Annotated in this window: 11 protein-coding genes; 5 read left to right on the top strand and 6 right to left on the bottom strand. The window is 60.4% G+C overall.

The genetic code is table 11. The annotated features are described in order from the left end of the window. Positions 1 to 80 precede the first annotated feature (80 nt). Complete coding sequence (locus V7M64_RS06290) at positions 81 to 434, bottom strand: helix-hairpin-helix domain-containing protein (RefSeq protein ID WP_333677856.1); 354 nt, start codon at positions 432 to 434, stop codon at positions 81 to 83. Between the two features lie 281 nt (positions 435 to 715). On the opposite strand from V7M64_RS06290, the gene V7M64_RS06285 reads away from it, so the two are divergent. The 5 genes from V7M64_RS06285 to V7M64_RS06265 all read left to right on the top strand — a co-directional run bounded on the left by V7M64_RS06285 (position 716) and on the right by V7M64_RS06265 (position 6,153). After that, on the top strand, positions 716 to 2,137 hold the full coding sequence (locus tag V7M64_RS06285) for a M20 family metallopeptidase (protein WP_333677854.1): 1,422 nt from the start codon (positions 716 to 718) through the stop codon (positions 2,135 to 2,137). Beyond that, complete coding sequence (locus V7M64_RS06280) at positions 2,134 to 2,829, top strand: YggS family pyridoxal phosphate-dependent enzyme (RefSeq protein WP_333677852.1); 696 nt, start codon at positions 2,134 to 2,136, stop codon at positions 2,827 to 2,829. The genes V7M64_RS06285 and V7M64_RS06280 overlap by 4 nt, the downstream gene beginning before the upstream one ends. 382 nt (positions 2,830 to 3,211) lie before the next feature. Further along, positions 3,212 to 3,814 carry a C40 family peptidase gene (locus tag V7M64_RS06275; RefSeq protein WP_333677851.1) on the top strand — a complete coding sequence of 201 codons (603 nt, stop codon included), beginning with the start codon at positions 3,212 to 3,214 and terminating at the stop codon, positions 3,812 to 3,814. Between the two features lie 293 nt (positions 3,815 to 4,107). Next, positions 4,108 to 4,761, top strand: a complete 654-nt coding sequence (locus V7M64_RS06270; protein WP_333677848.1) for a rhomboid family intramembrane serine protease — start codon at positions 4,108 to 4,110, stop codon at positions 4,759 to 4,761. A 24-nt stretch (positions 4,762 to 4,785) separates the two neighbouring features. After that, positions 4,786 to 6,153: an amino acid permease gene (locus V7M64_RS06265; protein WP_333677846.1), complete on the top strand. Its 1,368-nt coding sequence runs from the start codon at positions 4,786 to 4,788 to the stop codon at positions 6,151 to 6,153. Positions 6,154 to 6,227: 74 nt separating this feature from the next. Here the strand turns inward: V7M64_RS06265 and rapA are convergent, their stop codons facing one another. The 5 genes from rapA to V7M64_RS06240 all read right to left on the bottom strand — a co-directional run bounded on the left by rapA (position 6,228) and on the right by V7M64_RS06240 (position 15,529). Next, positions 6,228 to 9,068, bottom strand: a complete 2,841-nt coding sequence (rapA, locus tag V7M64_RS06260) for an RNA polymerase-associated protein RapA (RefSeq protein ID WP_333677844.1) — start codon at positions 9,066 to 9,068, stop codon at positions 6,228 to 6,230. A 147-nt stretch (positions 9,069 to 9,215) separates the two neighbouring features. After that, positions 9,216 to 9,821, bottom strand: a complete 606-nt coding sequence (locus V7M64_RS06255; protein WP_333677957.1) for a GspH/FimT family pseudopilin — start codon at positions 9,819 to 9,821, stop codon at positions 9,216 to 9,218. Positions 9,822 to 9,826: 5 nt separating this feature from the next. Next, the gene (locus tag V7M64_RS06250) at positions 9,827 to 10,255 is read right to left on the bottom strand and encodes a type IV pilin protein (protein ID WP_333677842.1); all 429 of its coding nucleotides are present in this window, start codon (positions 10,253 to 10,255) and stop codon (positions 9,827 to 9,829) included. A 13-nt stretch (positions 10,256 to 10,268) separates the two neighbouring features. Further along, on the bottom strand, positions 10,269 to 14,834 hold the full coding sequence (locus tag V7M64_RS06245) for a PilC/PilY family type IV pilus protein (protein WP_333677840.1): 4,566 nt from the start codon (positions 14,832 to 14,834) through the stop codon (positions 10,269 to 10,271). Positions 14,835 to 14,851: 17 nt separating this feature from the next. After that, positions 14,852 to 15,529 (bottom strand): pilus assembly protein, encoded by a 678-nt coding sequence (locus V7M64_RS06240; protein WP_333677838.1) that lies wholly within the window; start codon positions 15,527 to 15,529, stop codon positions 14,852 to 14,854. Between the last annotated feature and the right edge of the window lies 1 nt (position 15,530).

Below are 15,530 nucleotides of genomic sequence, written 5' to 3'. Positions count from 1 at the left end.
GCGGCGCCGCGGAGTGTAGCGCAAGCCTTGCCTGAAAATACGGCCCGCGTAGGCAGGCCGTATCGAGGCTTGCGAGTGGATCAGTCCTGAGGGGCTTCTTCCATGGCCGCTTTGGACTTCTTGGCGTGCTTGGGCTTGGTTGCCGCGTCGGCAGGTGCTTTCGCGCCTTCGCCGCTGAGCAGGATCGCGTCGTGATTGCGCTGTAGCGTGGCCGGGCCGATGCCTTTCACCTGCGACAATTCGTCCGCGCTCTTGAACGGCCCATGTTCGTCGCGGAAGGCAACGATGGCTTTCGCCTTGGCCAGGCCAATGCCGTCCAGCGACTTGGCGATCGTTTCCGCATCCGCCGTGTTGATATTGACCGGCGTGGCGGCGAAGGCGGGCAGTGCGAACGACAACGCCAATGCGGCAACGGCGGCGAGTTTTTTCAACATATGGAATCTCCCTGGAAAAGTGGATGGGCGGCGCTGTCCTGCCGCGACCTCACTTTGCGTTGTCGCGTACGTGGAGCCCAGTCGGTGGAGCGCGTACAGGCATGGCTGAGTTGCACGCATGTGAGTGTCATCCAGACTCACCGAGGTTGTGCGTGCGAGTGATGAACATGACGTGTTTGCGCGCTTGGCTTGCATCGAAAAAGCGACATGTTCTCTTGCAGCAAGAGTTGAGATGGCACGCGCTGTTAACATCGCGTTTTCCCATCTTCCAGGAGTCCCCCATGGATACCGCGCGCATCACTCGTTACATCAGCGATCTGTGGGATGCCGAGATCGTTCCGCAATTGGTGGAATACATCCGCATTCCCAACAAATCGCCGATGTTCGACAAGGATTGGGTGGCGCACGGGTACATGGATGCCGCAGTGAAGCTGATGGAAGGCTGGGCGCGCAGCAAGCTTTCGCAGCTGCCGGGCGCGACCTTGGAAGTGGTGCGGCTGGAGGGGCGTACACCGCTGATCTACATCGAAGTGCCGGGCCAGAACGACGACACCGTGGTGCTGTACGGCCACCTCGACAAGCAGCCGGAGATGACCGGCTGGTCGGAAGGGCTGGGGCCATGGACGCCGGTGCTCAAGGGCGACAAGCTCTACGGTCGCGGGGGCGCCGATGACGGCTATGCCATCTTCGGTTCGCTCGCTGCTTTGCTGGCCTTGCGCGAGCAAGGCGTGCCGCATGCGCGCTGCGTGGTGCTGATCGAAGCCTGCGAAGAGTCCGGCAGCTACGACCTGCCGTATTACGTGGACCACCTCGCCCCGCGCATCGGCAATCCTTCGCTGGTGGTGTGCCTGGATTCCGGCTGCGGCAATTACGAGCAGTTGTGGCTTACCACGTCGCTGCGCGGCATGACCGGCGGCGAGCTCACCGTGCAGGTGCTGGAAGAGGGCGTGCACTCGGGCGATGCCTCCGGTGTGGTGCCTTCCAGCTTCCGCATCCTGCGCGAGTTGCTGTCGCGGCTGGAAGATCCGCAAACCGGGCAGATCAAACCGAAAGAATTGCATGTGGAGATTCCGCCGCAGCGCATCGAGCAGGCCAAGGCGGCGACCGGCGTGCTTGGCAAGGCGGTGTACGAGAAATTTCCCTTCGTGGCGGGCATGCAGCCGGTCACCGGAGATCTCGCCGAACTGGTGCTCAACCGCACCTGGCGCCCGCAGTTGGCAGTGACCGGCGCCGACGGGCTGCCGCCGCTGGAAAGCGCCGGTAACGTACTGCGGCCGAAGACCAGTGTGAAGCTCAGCCTGCGCTTGCCGCCGACGCTGGATGGCGCCAGGGCCAGCGTCTACGTCAAACAGTTGTTGGAAAAGGACCCGCCGTACGGTGCCAAGATCACCTTCAAGCTGGAGAAGGACGGCAGCGGCTGGAACGCGCCGCAGCTGTCGCCCTGGCTGGAACAGGCAGTGGCCGATGCCTCGCAGCATTACTTCGGCGCGCCGGCCGCCTATATGGGCGAGGGTGGCACCATTCCCTTCATGGGCATGCTGGGGGCCAAGTTCCCGCAGGCGCAGTTCCTGATCACCGGCGTGCTGGGGCCGCATTCCAACGCGCATGGTCCCAACGAGTTCTTGCACATCCCGACCGGCAAGAAAGTGTCGATGGTGGTGGCCGAGGTCGTGGCGAAGCACTTCCAGCAAAGCGCGCGATGAGCGATATCGCCGCCAATTGGGCCGCGGTGCGGCAGCGCGTGGACGCTGCCTGCCGTGAGGCTGGCCGCGACCCGGCGGAGGTATCCGTGCTGCCGGTCAGCAAGACCTTCGGTGCGGACGTGGTCAGGGCCGCATTGGCGCTGGGCCTGCATCGCTTCGGCGAGAACAAGGTGCAGGAAATCCGCGAGAAGGCCGCGGCCTTGGCGGGCGAGATGATCGACTGGGTGGTGATCGGCCATTTGCAGACCAACAAAGCCAAGGACGTGGCGCGGCTGGCCAGCGAGGTGCAATCGCTGGACCGGTTGGAGCTGGCCGAGGCATTGCAGCGCCGCCTGGAGGCCGAAAGCCGCAGCCTGGACGTGCTGGTGCAGGTCAAGACGGCCCGCGAGGAGACCAAGCAGGGTCTGCCGGCGGAAGAATTGCCGGACTTCCTGCAGCGGCTGCGCGCGTTTCCCAACCTGCGCGTGCAGGGCCTGATGACGCTGGCGACCTTGTCCGAGGATGCCGATGAGGTGCGTGCGTGCTTTCGCCAGCTGCGGGAACTGCGTGATCGGTGCGTGGAGGCGGGTTACGCGCTGCCACGCCTGTCCATGGGCATGAGCGGTGACTACCCGTTGGCGATTGCTGAAGGCGCTACGGAAGTGCGGATTGGGACCGCTATTTTTGGTAGCCGTTCCTACATGCCCAAGTGAGACTTCACCTGCAAAACCTGCAAATGTTCCGAAAATTTTTTCGATTCCCGTTTATAGGTAAATCGAAGTTCCTGAAAGAAGACTTTGCAGATCAAGCAGTTGGAGAGGCCGGGCGCCGCCATTCGAGTTTTCGAACGATGGGGTTCAGTTAACCTCATCCGAACAAGTCAGCGGTAGGGCTTTGTTACCTTCACTGCTTCGTCACGGCCGCCGCAGGGGGCGACGGCCGGACTGGTAACCGCCCAGAGATCACCGAATGCCAAACACGCGACTTGTACTCGCCGCGCTTGCCACGGCTATGTGCTTTTCAGGCACCGCTTTCGCCGCTGACGCTAGCAGCAGCATTCAGGCCCAGGTTTCCGGAAAGTTTTCCACTGCGTTGATGAGTCCGCTGGCCGCGTTTACCCCTGCCGTGGCCATGGCGCAATCCACGCTTCCTACCCAGCTTCCCTTCGCCACGGTAACGTCCGCCAAGAGTGGCGTCACCGCCGATGCTGCCGCTACGTCGGATGACGATACCGATACATCGGTGCAGTTCAGCGATGCCAAGACCAGTCAGGGCCTGCGCGACATGCTGATCGGCCTGGCCATGGAGCTGCGCCACGTGCGCTATGTGCGCGGCGGCCGCGATCCCTCCACTGGCTTTGATTGCAGTGGCTTCGTTCGCTACGTATTTGAACGCGCCATCGGCCTGCAGCTGCCGAGCAACTCCGCCTCGCAATACCTGGTCGGCAAGATCATCCACCGCGACGACATGAAGCCGGGCGACCTGGTGTTCTTCCGTACCGCCGGTGGCCGCCATGGCAAGGGCCGCATCTCGCACGTGGCGATCTATATCGGCCAGGGCCGCTTCATCCATTCCCCACGCCGTGGCGAGTCCGTGCGCGTAGACAATCTGTCCGACAGCTACTGGGCCAAGCACTTTGCCGGCGCTCGTCGTCCGGAAGCCATGGCGCAGATCGACGCTGGCGCGCACAACGGTTGATTTCCCGGTAAATGACGACTTTGAAAGGCCACCTGCGGGTGGCTTTTTTTTATTTGCAGATGGCGCGTAGGTCGCGATAACGTTCCCTCCCCTGCAAGCAGGGGAGGGAACAGATTTGCCGCGTTTTGCGGGTTATCGAGCTGCTGCACACAAGCATTCTTGCGGCTTCCGATGCGGGGATTTCATCACAGCCGCTGTCGCGCGGAATAACCCAACGATATCTAGGCATTTGGCGCCAGCCGTTGGGTTACGCTGCGCCAACCCCACCGACATGCTCGCCCCAAACGCATCTCATGCCTACTCGCCTGCCGCCCGTCACGCTCTACCTGCTCATCGCCAACATCGTGGTGTTCCTGCTGCAGCAGGTGATGCACGAGACCTTGCTTGCGCATTTCGCGCTATGGCCCTGGGGGCCGGACCAGATGGCGCAGCTCTCGGATGGCAGCGTCACGGCCATCGGCTTTCGGCCATGGCAGCTGGTGACCTACGCCTTCATGCACGGCAGCATCCAGCACATCTTTTTCAACATGTTCGCGCTGTACATGTTCGGCGGCGCGATCGAACAGACCTTCGGCGCGCGTCCTTTTTTGCTCTATTACTTCGTCTGCCTGATCACCGCTGCGCTGACGCAACTGCTGGTGGTGAAGTACTTCACGCACGGCTTCGAGCCTACGCTTGGCGCGTCCGGCGCCATCTTCGGGCTGCTGCTGGCGTTCGGCATGCTTTATCCGCATGAGCGGCTGATGCTGATCTTCCTGCCGATTCCCATTCCCGCCTGGCTGTTCGTGATCCTGTATGGCGGGGTGGAGCTGGTGCTGGGCGTTGGCGGATGGCAGGCGAACGTTGCGCATTTCGCCCACCTTGGCGGTATGCTCGGCGGCTTCCTGATGATCGAATACTGGCGTGGCAAGTTGCCGATCAAACCTCGGCACCGTTTGATGCGCTGAACAAAAATTCCAAGGGCGGAAAACATGACGCAACACCTGCAGCGCCGGCTGATGCCGCGCCACATCACCTTCATGGCGCTGGGCATGGCCATCGGCACGGGCCTGTTCCTGGGCTCGGCCAGCACCATCCAGTTGGCCGGCCCCTCGGTGTTGTTCGCATACATGTTTGGCGGCCTGATGATCTTCATCATCATGCGCGCGCTCGGCGAAATGGCCGTGCACGACCCGGTCGCCGGTTCGTTCAGCAGCTACGCGCATCGCTACCTGGGCCCGTTCGCCGGCTACGTCACCGGTTGGAACTACTGGCTGTTGATGGTGGGCGTCGGCATGGCTGAAAGCACTGGCGTGGGCATCTATATGAAGCAATGGTTTCCCGACTTGCCGCAATGGATCTGGGTGCTCGGCAGCGTGGTGATGATCGGCTCGTTGAATCTCATGGCCGTGAAGGTCTACGGCGAGATGGAATTCTGGTTCACCATGATCAAGGTAGTGACCGTGGTGCTGATGATCCTGGGCGGCGCCGGCATGATCTGGCTGGGCTGGGGCAACGGCGGCCATCCGATGGGTCTTTCCAATCTGTGGAGCCACGGCGGGTGGTTTCCCCATGGATTCGTGGGCATGGTGTTGGCGCTGCCGGTAGTGGTGTTTTCTTTCGGCGGCATCGAAACAGTAGGTATGGCGGCGGGCGAAGCCTCGCAGCCGGAGCGCACCATTCCGCGCGCTGTCAATTCGGTGCTGTGGCGCATCCTGATTTTCTACGTGGGCGCGCTGTTCGTGATCATGGCGATCTATCCATGGAACCAGATCGGTACCCAGGGCAGTCCGTTCGTCACCACCTTCGACAAGCTCGGTATTGCACAAGCCGCGGGCATCATCAATTTCGTGCTGATCACTGCGGCGCTGTCAGGTTTCAACAGCACCACCTTCAGCGGCAGCCGCATGCTCTACAGCCTGGCCAACAAGGGGCAGGCGCCGGCGTTCCTGGCCAAGGTGAGCGGACATGGCGTGCCGATGCGCGGCGTGCTGGTCACGCTGGCGTGCCTGCTGTTCGGCGTGGTGCTCAACTATGAGCTGCCCAAGCGCATCTTCGAGATGATGATGTCGATTCTTTCGTTCAACACCGTGTGGACGTGGTCGATGGTGTTGATCGCGCACTTCAGCTTCCGCCGCCGTTTTGGCAAGACCGCGTTCCCGTTGCGCGGCTGGCCGATTACCAGCGCCATCTGCCTGGCGTTCCTGATGTTCGTGCTGGTGATGCTCGGTTATGACCCGGGTACGCGCGTGGCTTTGTACGTAGGTGCGGCGTGGGTCGTGCTGTTGACGGTGGCGTATTTCGTGTTCGGCATCGGCAAGCGGATAGCAGTCGTTGCCGTGGATGCGAATGCGGCCTGAGTAAGCGATCAGCGCAGGCTGGGATGACCATCCCAGCTTACGGGCCTTCGGGTACGTTGGGTTCGGCTGCAAAATCACCGCAACGCCAGAAAATCCGGGCTCACCACAAACCGCACCGCATCCAGGCGCAACCGCGCCTGCGGCAATGCAGCCAGCATTGCCGTACGCTCTTCTTCCAGTCGCGCAATTTCCGCCTCGCTGATCGACGGATTCACTGCACGCAGCGCATGCAGTCGCGCCAATTCCGCATCCAGCGTTTCCCTTGCTTCGGTCAACGCCGCCGTCATGCTGGTTTGCGCACGCAAGCTTGCCGCAGCCTCGGCTTTTTCCAGCATCGGCGGCACCAGCTTGGCGAGGAACTTGCGATAGCGCGGTACTTCAATCGTGCGATCTCCCGCTTTGCGCACCGCCATGTCGCTGGGCTGGAAATTGGGCCGCTCGGTGAGTTTGGTATCGATGGTCGCCACGATCGGCTGCGTGGGCAGGAAACGCTCCGCATCCAGGCTGCGCTCGGCGACGCATTCCAATACATAGACCGCTTGCAAGAGTGCGTTACGCGGCGGCAACGCATCATCCACCATGAAGGTGGCATTGCCGCGTTCATTGGAAAGCACCAGGTCGATCGCGCCGGCGATCATTGGATGATCCAGTCGCAATAGCGGCAACTCTTCACGCGCAAGCGCCACGTCGCGCGAGAACGTGACCGACACCGGGCCTTCGGCAAAGCCGGGCAGGGCATCGGTGGAGAGATACTGCGGATCGAGCAGCAACACATTGGCGCTGAGTTCTTCCGCGTGAATGCCGAAGGATTCCAGCAAGCGCTGCTGGAAAGCATCGCGCGAAGGGTCGTCATCTTCACGCCGGAATGCTTGCGCCAATTCATCCGCGTGCAGGTCGCGGCTGGCGGCCAGCTCAAGCAGATGATCGCGGCCGGCGCGGATCAATTCGGCCATCTGTTCGTGCGCGGCGCGCGTTTCGGCGAGCAGCACATCCAGTTCCTGGTCGCGCTGATCAGCGCCACGCGCATGCTCTTCGGCCAGCTTGGCCAAGGTGTCGCCAAAACGGCGCAGCAATTCGCGGCCATCGGCCGGGCTGGTGCGGAACGCGTCGATGCCCTCGTCATACCAGCGCGCCAGCACATGCTGCGCGCTATCGGGTGCGGCAATGATGTGAATGCTGATGTCGTGCTTCTGCCCGATGCGATCGAGGCGACCGATGCGCTGCTCAAGCAGATCCGGATCCAGCGGCAGGTCCCACAGCACCAGCCGATGCGCAAACTGGAAGTTGCGTCCTTCCGAACCAATTTCCGAGCAGATCAGCAAGCGTGCGCCATCTGCTTGGGCAAAATAAGCGGCATTGCGATCGCGCTGCACGATTCCCAAGCCTTCATGGAAACGCGCAATGCCCGCGCCGGTGCGCGTTCGTAGTGCTTCTTCCAAGGCCAGCACCTTGGCCTGGCTGCGGCAGATCAGCAGGAACTTGTCCTGTGGATAGCGATCGAGCAAGGCGACCAGCGTGTCGATGCGCGGGTCGTTCGCATAATCCAGTTCGAGCACCGGCATGGGCTGCTGGATATCCGCATGGAATTCCATCAGCCATGCCTGGCGTGCGACTTCATCCAGCTGCTGCGCATCGACCAGTTCCCACACCGGTACGCGCTTTGGAAAGCCACCGATGCTGGCGCGACGATTGCGGAACATGGAGCGGCCGGTGCCGTGGCGATCGATCAACGCCGCCAGCAGTTCTCGGCTGTGTTCGGGTTTGGTGGTGTCGGCAAGGCAGGCTTGCAGTGTCGTGTCGCCTTCGAAAGCCTTGCGCAGCTGCTCCAGCTCGGAAGCCTCGAGCGGCGTGTGTGCCAGCAATTTGTCGGCGATATGTGAAAGTGCCTGGAAGTGTTCCGATTCGGCGAGATAAGCCACCAGATCGTGATAGCGCTGCGGATCGAGCAGGCGCAGGCGGGCGAAGTGGCCGCTACGCCCCAATTGCTCCGGTGTGGCTGTCAGCAGAATCACGCCAGGCGTGGCCGCGGCCAATTGTTCCACCAGGGTGTAGCGCGGACTGGCGCTCTCAGGCGTCCATGCGAGGTGATGGGCTTCATCCACCACCAGCAGATCCCAGCCGGCCTGCACCAATTGTGCGGCACGCTTGGGGTTGTGCTCCAGAAAGCCGAAGTCGGCGATCACCAGTTGCTCGTCGTCGAACGGATTGGCGTCGCTGCCGGATTGCTCCAGCGCTTCGCACCGCTCCTCGTCGTAGATCGCAAAGCTGAGGTTGAAGCGACGCAACAGCTCCACGAACCACTGGTACACCAGTGTGTCCGGCAGCAGCACCAATACCCGCGAGGCGCGGCCAGCCGCAATCTGGCGCGCGACGACCATGCCCGCCTCGATCGTCTTGCCCAGGCCCACTTCATCTGCCAACAACACGCGAGGGGGACGCCGCGCCGCGGCAATACCCGCCACGCGCAGCTGATGCGGCACCAGGCCGATGCGTGCGGAACTCAGCCCCCAGCTCGCCGAACGCCGCGCCTCGGCCCGGCGCTTCAGGCTTTCCAGGCGCAATTCGAAATGCGGTACCGGATCGGTGCGCCCGCCAATCAGCCGGTCATCCGCCTGGCTGACACTCTGCTCATCATCCAGCTGACCCTCATGCAGCTCCCGCCCTTCGCCGCGATAGACCAGCAGCCCCTCGCGTTCCTCGACCCGCTCCACCAGAAAGGCGATGCCTTTGCCCGCCACTCGCTGCCCCGCTCGAAACTCGGCGCGAACAAGGGGGGCGGAATCGACGGCATAAGGCCGTAGCACCCCAGACTTGGCAAACAGCACCTGCACCCCGCGCCCCTCGACGCGCAGCACGGTGCCGAGGCCGAGTTCGGGTTCGGCGGTGGAGATCCAGCGTTGACCGGGTATGTACATTGACTGCTGTTGCGTGGTTTCGAGGGGTGTCGATTATCCGCGCATTGGCTGCTGATGCCTAGAAAAAGTCGATTGCAGGACGGCTTGGCGCCGTGTGGCTTGAACTCCCGCAGCAGGCAAGATTCGGGCGCTGGTTTTTGAGCGTGACTAAATCGATGAAGATGGAGCAGGTCCCGTGCATGCCGCGCCGGCGGCCAACGTTTGATTGAATGCGTTGCCGGAGCTTTCCAGCGTAAGCAACACTCCCGGTACCTCACTGGTGCTTTGGGCTGTGCCGCTGCTTGCTTGTTGATAGCAGATGTCAAAGGCGGATGGGGTGTTGTCGGGCTTCATTTCACCCTGCGGGCCAAAAGTGAGGATCTTGGTATTTCCAGCCTGGATGGAAACCCCGCTCCGGGCAGTGATATAGCGCAGCAGAATATTGTTGGACTTTGTGCTGTCGTACGCGGCCTGCGCAACGGGGCTGGACGTGTAGGCATAGATCAGCCAGCCCGTATCGTAATCGGTACTGGTAGTACATGTTCTGCCGTCGGTCGTTGGGCACATCGATACGTACGTGCCGCGACCGATGGCTTCCGCGCGTGCGTAGTTGATGCTCGCAAGCAGTGAGTTGGTAGCCGAGCTGACGTTGTTTTTTTCAAGAGTCGTGGTGATCATCGGCGAGGCCATGACCAGCAAGATTGCCATCACGCCAAGCGTCACCATCAGTTCAATGAGCGAAAACCCAGGCATATGGGAACGTGTGTTGTTCATGGCCGTCACCAGCAGTTGCCGTTGCTGTTCAGGGTGGTATTGCTCGTGCTGGGTAGCTTGGCGCCGGTATTATCTATCGATAGCGGGCCACACACGTCGTTAGCCTGCGAGCTCTGCGGGGTTGCGGTGGCCAGATACGTTTGGGCTGACGTGCTGCCGGAGGCCGGCGTTATCGTCGCCGAATAGTACCCGTTGTTCGAGACAGCTGGCGTTGTGGAGAAGCCAATCTTGGTCGGGTCCGTGGTGTACTGGTTATTGACGGCGTAGTAGCGCTCTTCCGCGTTGGCGATGGTTAGCAGCAGTTGTTGCCCATCCACGCGTCGTGCGCGGTAACCGTAGCGCAAATAGGCGGGCACCGCGATTGCGGCAAGGATGGCAATAATTGCCACCACGATCATCAGTTCGACCAGGGTGAAACCACGCGAACGTGCCATAAGAAATCCCCTCTTATTGATCATTGGTCAAGATCGACCATGAGCGGCGGCGCCATATCGCGGCATTGCCTGTGAGCGGCTTGGCCGGGTTGGTTCCGCTGATCGTGACACCAGGCAGAACGGTGCTACCGCCACCAACTGGCGTAGTCACTGGCAATGTGCCGCTGGTACGAACGTTATTCACTTGCGCGCCCACATACGGATAACCGCCTAGTGAGGACACGCCGGCCGTTCCCGGGCTGCCCGTGCTTGCATTGACGAACAAGATTGAGCCAGTGGTCGTGGGATTACATGGATCGGAGGTGCCTGGAATAAGGGTACTGATGACCACGGTGTTGCTGTTGAAGAGCGCAGCAGGTGTTACGACGACACGTTCACCAGCATCGGTTTGCGTGGTGCCGGTGTAAGTGGCCAGATTGAAATACCAGCCTTCGCTCGACGAGTTCACGGTGTTACTGGTTAGAGTGAGCAATGTGGCACCTGCAAGGGAGCCGGTGCCAGCGACCGAACCCAACGTCTGTTGGACCAATGAGGAAGTGCCGTTCACGGTGAGCGGATTACCGCTGCTGTCCAATGTATCGCGAATACCGTACACCGCTTGTATCGTCGTGCTCGTATTATCGCTGGCGCCAAGATACTTGCCGGTACCAAATACCACCATGAACCGGTTGGTCGTGGAGTCCGGGAAGAGGCGTGGCATAGTCGTGATTGGCTGGGCACCTTGGGTTGTGGGTTGGTAGGTCAGCGTCACCTTCCAGTTCGACGGACTGGGATCGCTGAGATCAAAACGCCACACATTGCCCGCCAAGTCACCTGCAAAAGCGACGTCATCGACCTGATCATTGTTATAGTCGCCCAGCACGGGCGAAGACAATCCATAGCTAGCCACATTCGCAATGCTTGTCGGGGTCTTCAATTCCGCGATCAGGGCACCGGTCTGTGCATCCAGCACGAACAGCGAGCTGAAGGTCTTGCCGGTGCTGTCCGTAGGTGTTGCGGGCGGAGAGGCGTTATTGCAGATGACGGGTTTGTCCGTCTGACTGCAATCGGGGAAGTAACCGCTCGGCACCAGCACGACCCATTTACCGTTCGCCAGACGCCCGATATTGGGCTGACCATAGGTGAAGCCTAGATCCGAAGGTTTGCAGCCGGCGCTATCACTGCTGGTGCCTTGGATCGCGGTACATGTTGAGGACGACGGCGCGGTTACATCGCTATCGAATTCCCACAACACTTTGCTCGAGGCATTGGCTTCGGTCACCGCCGTGGGGTCGGTGATGTCCAGTGCGTAAACACCGCGGCCACCCAATCGCAAACTGCCTACCAGCAAGGTGTGCCAGGTGGCCTGGTTGTTTTCGCTGAAGAATACATCGCTGGTGACCGGGGAGCCGTTTACCGTCGGCTGGAAGGTGAAGCTGGTCGCACTGGTAAGGCTGCCGAGGTTGCCATAAACCGCGCGCGGAATGTACGCAAACAGTTCCTGGCCGGCATTGTTGCCCGCAGTATAGGAGGTGCAATAGCCCGTAGTTGGATCTGTGTTATTGCATGTCGGTACGGGTGCATAGAACGCATGTAACATGCCGTCATTGGCACCCACATAGACGGTGGGATCACGCGAGGCATGGTCAGAGACAAACGAGTCGTAGGATTTGTCGTCGGTGCCGTTACTCGCCGCTGCTGCAGTTGCCTCGGGCGAACCGGAAGGCCAGTTGTTGGTATATCCGCTCGCCGGGTAGCTCACGTACGCCGGTTGCGAATCGATGATCGCACCGAGCAGGCTGTCGCGAGTGCGATACGTGCCGTTACTTTCGTTGGTCCGATCGCCCCGCAGGTAGTTGATGCGGTTGGTCTGTGTGTCGGTGGAAGTGGGAGTGGCAGGTCCCAGGCCGGTGGTCTCCGCCGTATCGAATGTAGAGGTAGGCTCGAAGCTCATGCCGGCGGCCACCGAAGCGGCGCTGCCCAGGCTGGATGTAAGAATCTGGCGCGACGTGGCGGATGGCGTGCCGCCAGTGAGAAGAGTGCCGGCATTCCACACCATGGGTCCAGTCGTGCCATCGGCATTCAATCCGAATGCTTCCAACAAGCCCGTCCAATCGACGGAGCTGTAGCCGGTTTGGAACGACAAAGCTCCTGTCGTCAGTACTGAGGCGTTGACCGCGCTGATGGCAGGAGTTGCCGCGCGCGCGGTGATGCTGGTGAGTACACTGCTGAGCTTCGTTACCAGGTCTTGTGGATTGGCAGCGCTGAAGAACTGGCCACGACCGGCCAGCGCCGCATGCCAAGTGTCATCGATGTTTGCAGCGATGCCGCTGCCAGAGCCGTTGGGAGTGGGCCATACGGTGCTACCGGATGAGTTGGTTGTTCCTTTGCGCAATGCGCACGCGTCGGCAGCGATGGCATCGGTCGTATCGGTGCAATCGGTATTGGCGGAATAGTTGAGCACGCCGCTCACACCCAGGCCGATCAAGTATTGCGACATATGTGGCCAATTGGCCGGGTCGTTCTTGGGATTGAAATAGATTTCGTCGTTGACGTTGGCGTCATTCGTACCGCTGGAGGACTGAGTTGTAGTGGTTACGACACCGGTTGTCGTATCGTTGATGTAAGGCGCCACGAACTTACCGTTGGCCGGGTCGTAGAGATCCGGGCGGAGGTCGGTAGCCCAATAGTTGAAGGCGATATCAGAAAGTGAGGCATAACCGGTGTCCCCGCCATCGTCTACCTGGTTGTAGATCGCTGTGACCTTGCCTGCACCGGGTGTCGGAAAGGCAGTGCCATCCGGCAATGATGTCGTCGTTGAAGGCGCATTGTTAAGGGATGCGGCCGACGGGCCATCGGCGCTGCCGTTCCACAAACCATCAGTAATCAGCATATGGAAATTCTGGCGGCAGCTCAGCTCGCTACCAGTACCCGTGCCGGTCGTGGAAGCTTGCCAGTACGGGTCATGCAGATCGCCTTGGGAAACGTTGTTATTAAGCGAGCCGCCGCGCTCGAAGAACAAGCCCGCGCGGTCCATCGCACTGCGCGTTGGCGTTCCGCCGCTTGCCGGTACTTGAAATATCCAATTGAAGAAGTCGCTTCGATAACAGGTCGGTGGGGATGTCGTCGTGCCGCTTTTTAGAGATTGAGATCCAAGCGAGGGTTGCGAACTCTTGCAAGTAGCCGGCGTGGTATCGATAAGGCTGCTGATGATGGTGTTCGACTGAAGCGTGAACTTGTCGGAGGTGTAGAGGTTTTGCCAAGCAACGCGAATGGTGCTGCCGTAGCCACCTGTGGAAGTAGTGCTTGCCAAACTATTGCTGCCAAAGACGCGTGCCAGCGACGAACGTGCCATCTGGTTGCGGGTACGGTAATACGCATACCAGTTAGCGAAATTCTGGTACTGGCTGGTCGGAACGGGTACGGCCTCCCAATTGCTGCCGGTGTAAAGCGTCTGGATGTCGGTAGTCGTTGATGGTTGGCCATAGGAATTGAGACTGACCGCGACGCCTTTTTTTAAGCGATAGTAATAAGGGCCGCCATTGGTATAGGTGACGCTGCTGCCGTCGCTAAGCGTGTGTGCCAGGCCATCCATCGGGCTAGTCTGGGACCAGCCGTCATCGCCGGAATTGCTTGTCGAGGACGAGCCACCTTGTCCGCATCTCCAACGGTTGTCTGCCGTCGAGCTGATTGTCGTGACCGACCACATGGTGTAGTTGGCAGCCGCACTGTTGGAACTGGATGCTTTGGTATAGCCGCTGCCGCTGGTTGTCTGGACCGAGAGGCTAGTTCCGTAATATTGCTTACTGACTCCAGAGCCCGAACTACCGCTGTTGCCTTTGTAGTAAAAAAAGTACGAGGACGACGACCCGCCCGATGTGTACTGTTTGCATGAACCCGCGTCAGCGTTGCTGGGGCACACGGAAGCGGAAGTTCCGAACTCGACGTAATAAGTTGTTACGGACGATCCAGTGCCGCTCAGATTGGTCACATACCCTGCGCCAGGGGAGTCGACATCCGGATTGTTGTAGTAACCAGGAGATCCAGCTGTAGCGGCAGACAGCGGGCGGTTTATCGCAATACCGTCAATCCATACGCTGTCTAAGTAGGCCAGCGTGGTCGCAGTCTGACTGCTGTCACCTGCTTGAGGGAATGAGGTCCCGTCGGCGTAGACTGGCGGGGTATAGGTGACGTTCGGGTTGTAGTACACACCATTCATCACCAGCGAATCCAGCGGCGAGGTGCTGCCATCCAGATAATCGGCATCGACCATGCCGGCGCAACGCCAAGGACCGTTGTTCCAGTTTACGTTGCTAAGGCCGCTTTTGGTGGTGCCGTCACTATTGGTGGTATATGGCGGCACGTCGCCCAGATGCGTCCACGCCATCGATCCCGAATTGTCGAAAGTGACTGCAATATTCGGCGGTTCGGCCTGTGTCTCGTTCACCGGCGTGGGACTGAGTTCGGTCGAGCCGGTGGTGGTCGTGGCGGCTGCATTTGCTACCGGTGCGTGTAGTGCAGAAACACCGGCGATCAGGGTCAGCGCGAGCGTTAACGATGCGTGGCGACCGAAGCGAATCATGGGGCTGTTGCTAGACATGGTGAAGATGCTCCGATTCAATTGGTCGCTTGGGCGTCAAATGTGCTCTGCAAAACGCTGACGGTATTGGGGCTGCCACCGGTGGCGCGGGCAGTGATCCGGAATACATGCGTGCTTACCTGCCCAGGGCCGCTGCCGGTGGGGCCAGTGGCGCCTGCTTCATGCTGCGTACCGGCGCCTGGCGGTAGTTCAAGACCCATGTCCTCGATGATGTAGACGGGGTTTTGCGCCAATTGGCTGTAGTTGGTCGTCATCGTGTTGCTGCCGGTATAGCCCTGTCCGGTTGGGCCGGTATAGGTATGCGCACCCGTGGTAATCCAGCCGGAAGAGGTCTGGAAATTCGTGACGGTGCCACTGGCGCCATACAGGCTGGCATTGCTGGCGTTGTAGACCACGCAGCCATCGTCACTGGAGATCTGGCCATTCTGGCAATCCATGTACTTGCCTACCTGGCTGGTACGGCTCCAGATCGTCCATTCCGCGGCGCGTAATGCCGCATTCGCGGCCATCTGCGCCTGCTGCGCGTTACGCAAACCTCCTGCCATGCGTTCCTGTAAAAGAGAACGGCTGGATGCACTGAGCGCGAGAATGGTCAGCAGCAAAAGAAAAATGAGCGAGACCAACAAGGCCGCACCGCGTTGAGCATGCGGAGCGGCGTCGCGGCGATACAACAGGGAACGATGGAATTTGGACATC

Source organism: Dyella sp. (assembly GCF_036746095.1).
Classification (GTDB): domain Bacteria; phylum Pseudomonadota; class Gammaproteobacteria; order Xanthomonadales; family Rhodanobacteraceae; genus Dyella_B.
The sequence above is the reverse complement of the archived record's forward strand: the minus strand, read 5'-3'. Positions and strand labels throughout refer to the sequence as shown.

What these genes read in the sequence shown, in the direction of transcription:
- V7M64_RS06250 (WP_333677842.1), bottom strand. Translation starts at nt 10,255, where the DNA reads ATGGCACGTTCGCGTGGTTTCACCCTGGTCGAACTGATGATCGTGGTG.
- V7M64_RS06245 (WP_333677840.1), bottom strand. Translation starts at nt 14,834, where the DNA reads ATGTCTAGCAACAGCCCCATGATTCGCTTCGGTCGCCACGCATCGTTA.
- V7M64_RS06290 (WP_333677856.1), bottom strand. Translation starts at nt 434, where the DNA reads ATGTTGAAAAAACTCGCCGCCGTTGCCGCATTGGCGTTGTCGTTCGCA.
- V7M64_RS06270 (WP_333677848.1), top strand. Translation starts at nt 4,108, where the DNA reads ATGCCTACTCGCCTGCCGCCCGTCACGCTCTACCTGCTCATCGCCAAC.
- V7M64_RS06280 (WP_333677852.1), top strand. Translation starts at nt 2,134, where the DNA reads ATGAGCGATATCGCCGCCAATTGGGCCGCGGTGCGGCAGCGCGTGGAC.
- V7M64_RS06255 (WP_333677957.1), bottom strand. Translation starts at nt 9,821, where the DNA reads ATGAACAACACACGTTCCCATATGCCTGGGTTTTCGCTCATTGAACTG.
- V7M64_RS06240 (WP_333677838.1), bottom strand. Translation starts at nt 15,529, where the DNA reads ATGTCCAAATTCCATCGTTCCCTGTTGTATCGCCGCGACGCCGCTCCG.
- V7M64_RS06285 (WP_333677854.1), top strand. Translation starts at nt 716, where the DNA reads ATGGATACCGCGCGCATCACTCGTTACATCAGCGATCTGTGGGATGCC.
- rapA (WP_333677844.1), bottom strand. Translation starts at nt 9,068, where the DNA reads ATGTACATACCCGGTCAACGCTGGATCTCCACCGCCGAACCCGAACTC.
- V7M64_RS06265 (WP_333677846.1), top strand. Translation starts at nt 4,786, where the DNA reads ATGACGCAACACCTGCAGCGCCGGCTGATGCCGCGCCACATCACCTTC.
- V7M64_RS06275 (WP_333677851.1), top strand. Translation starts at nt 3,212, where the DNA reads ATGAGTCCGCTGGCCGCGTTTACCCCTGCCGTGGCCATGGCGCAATCC.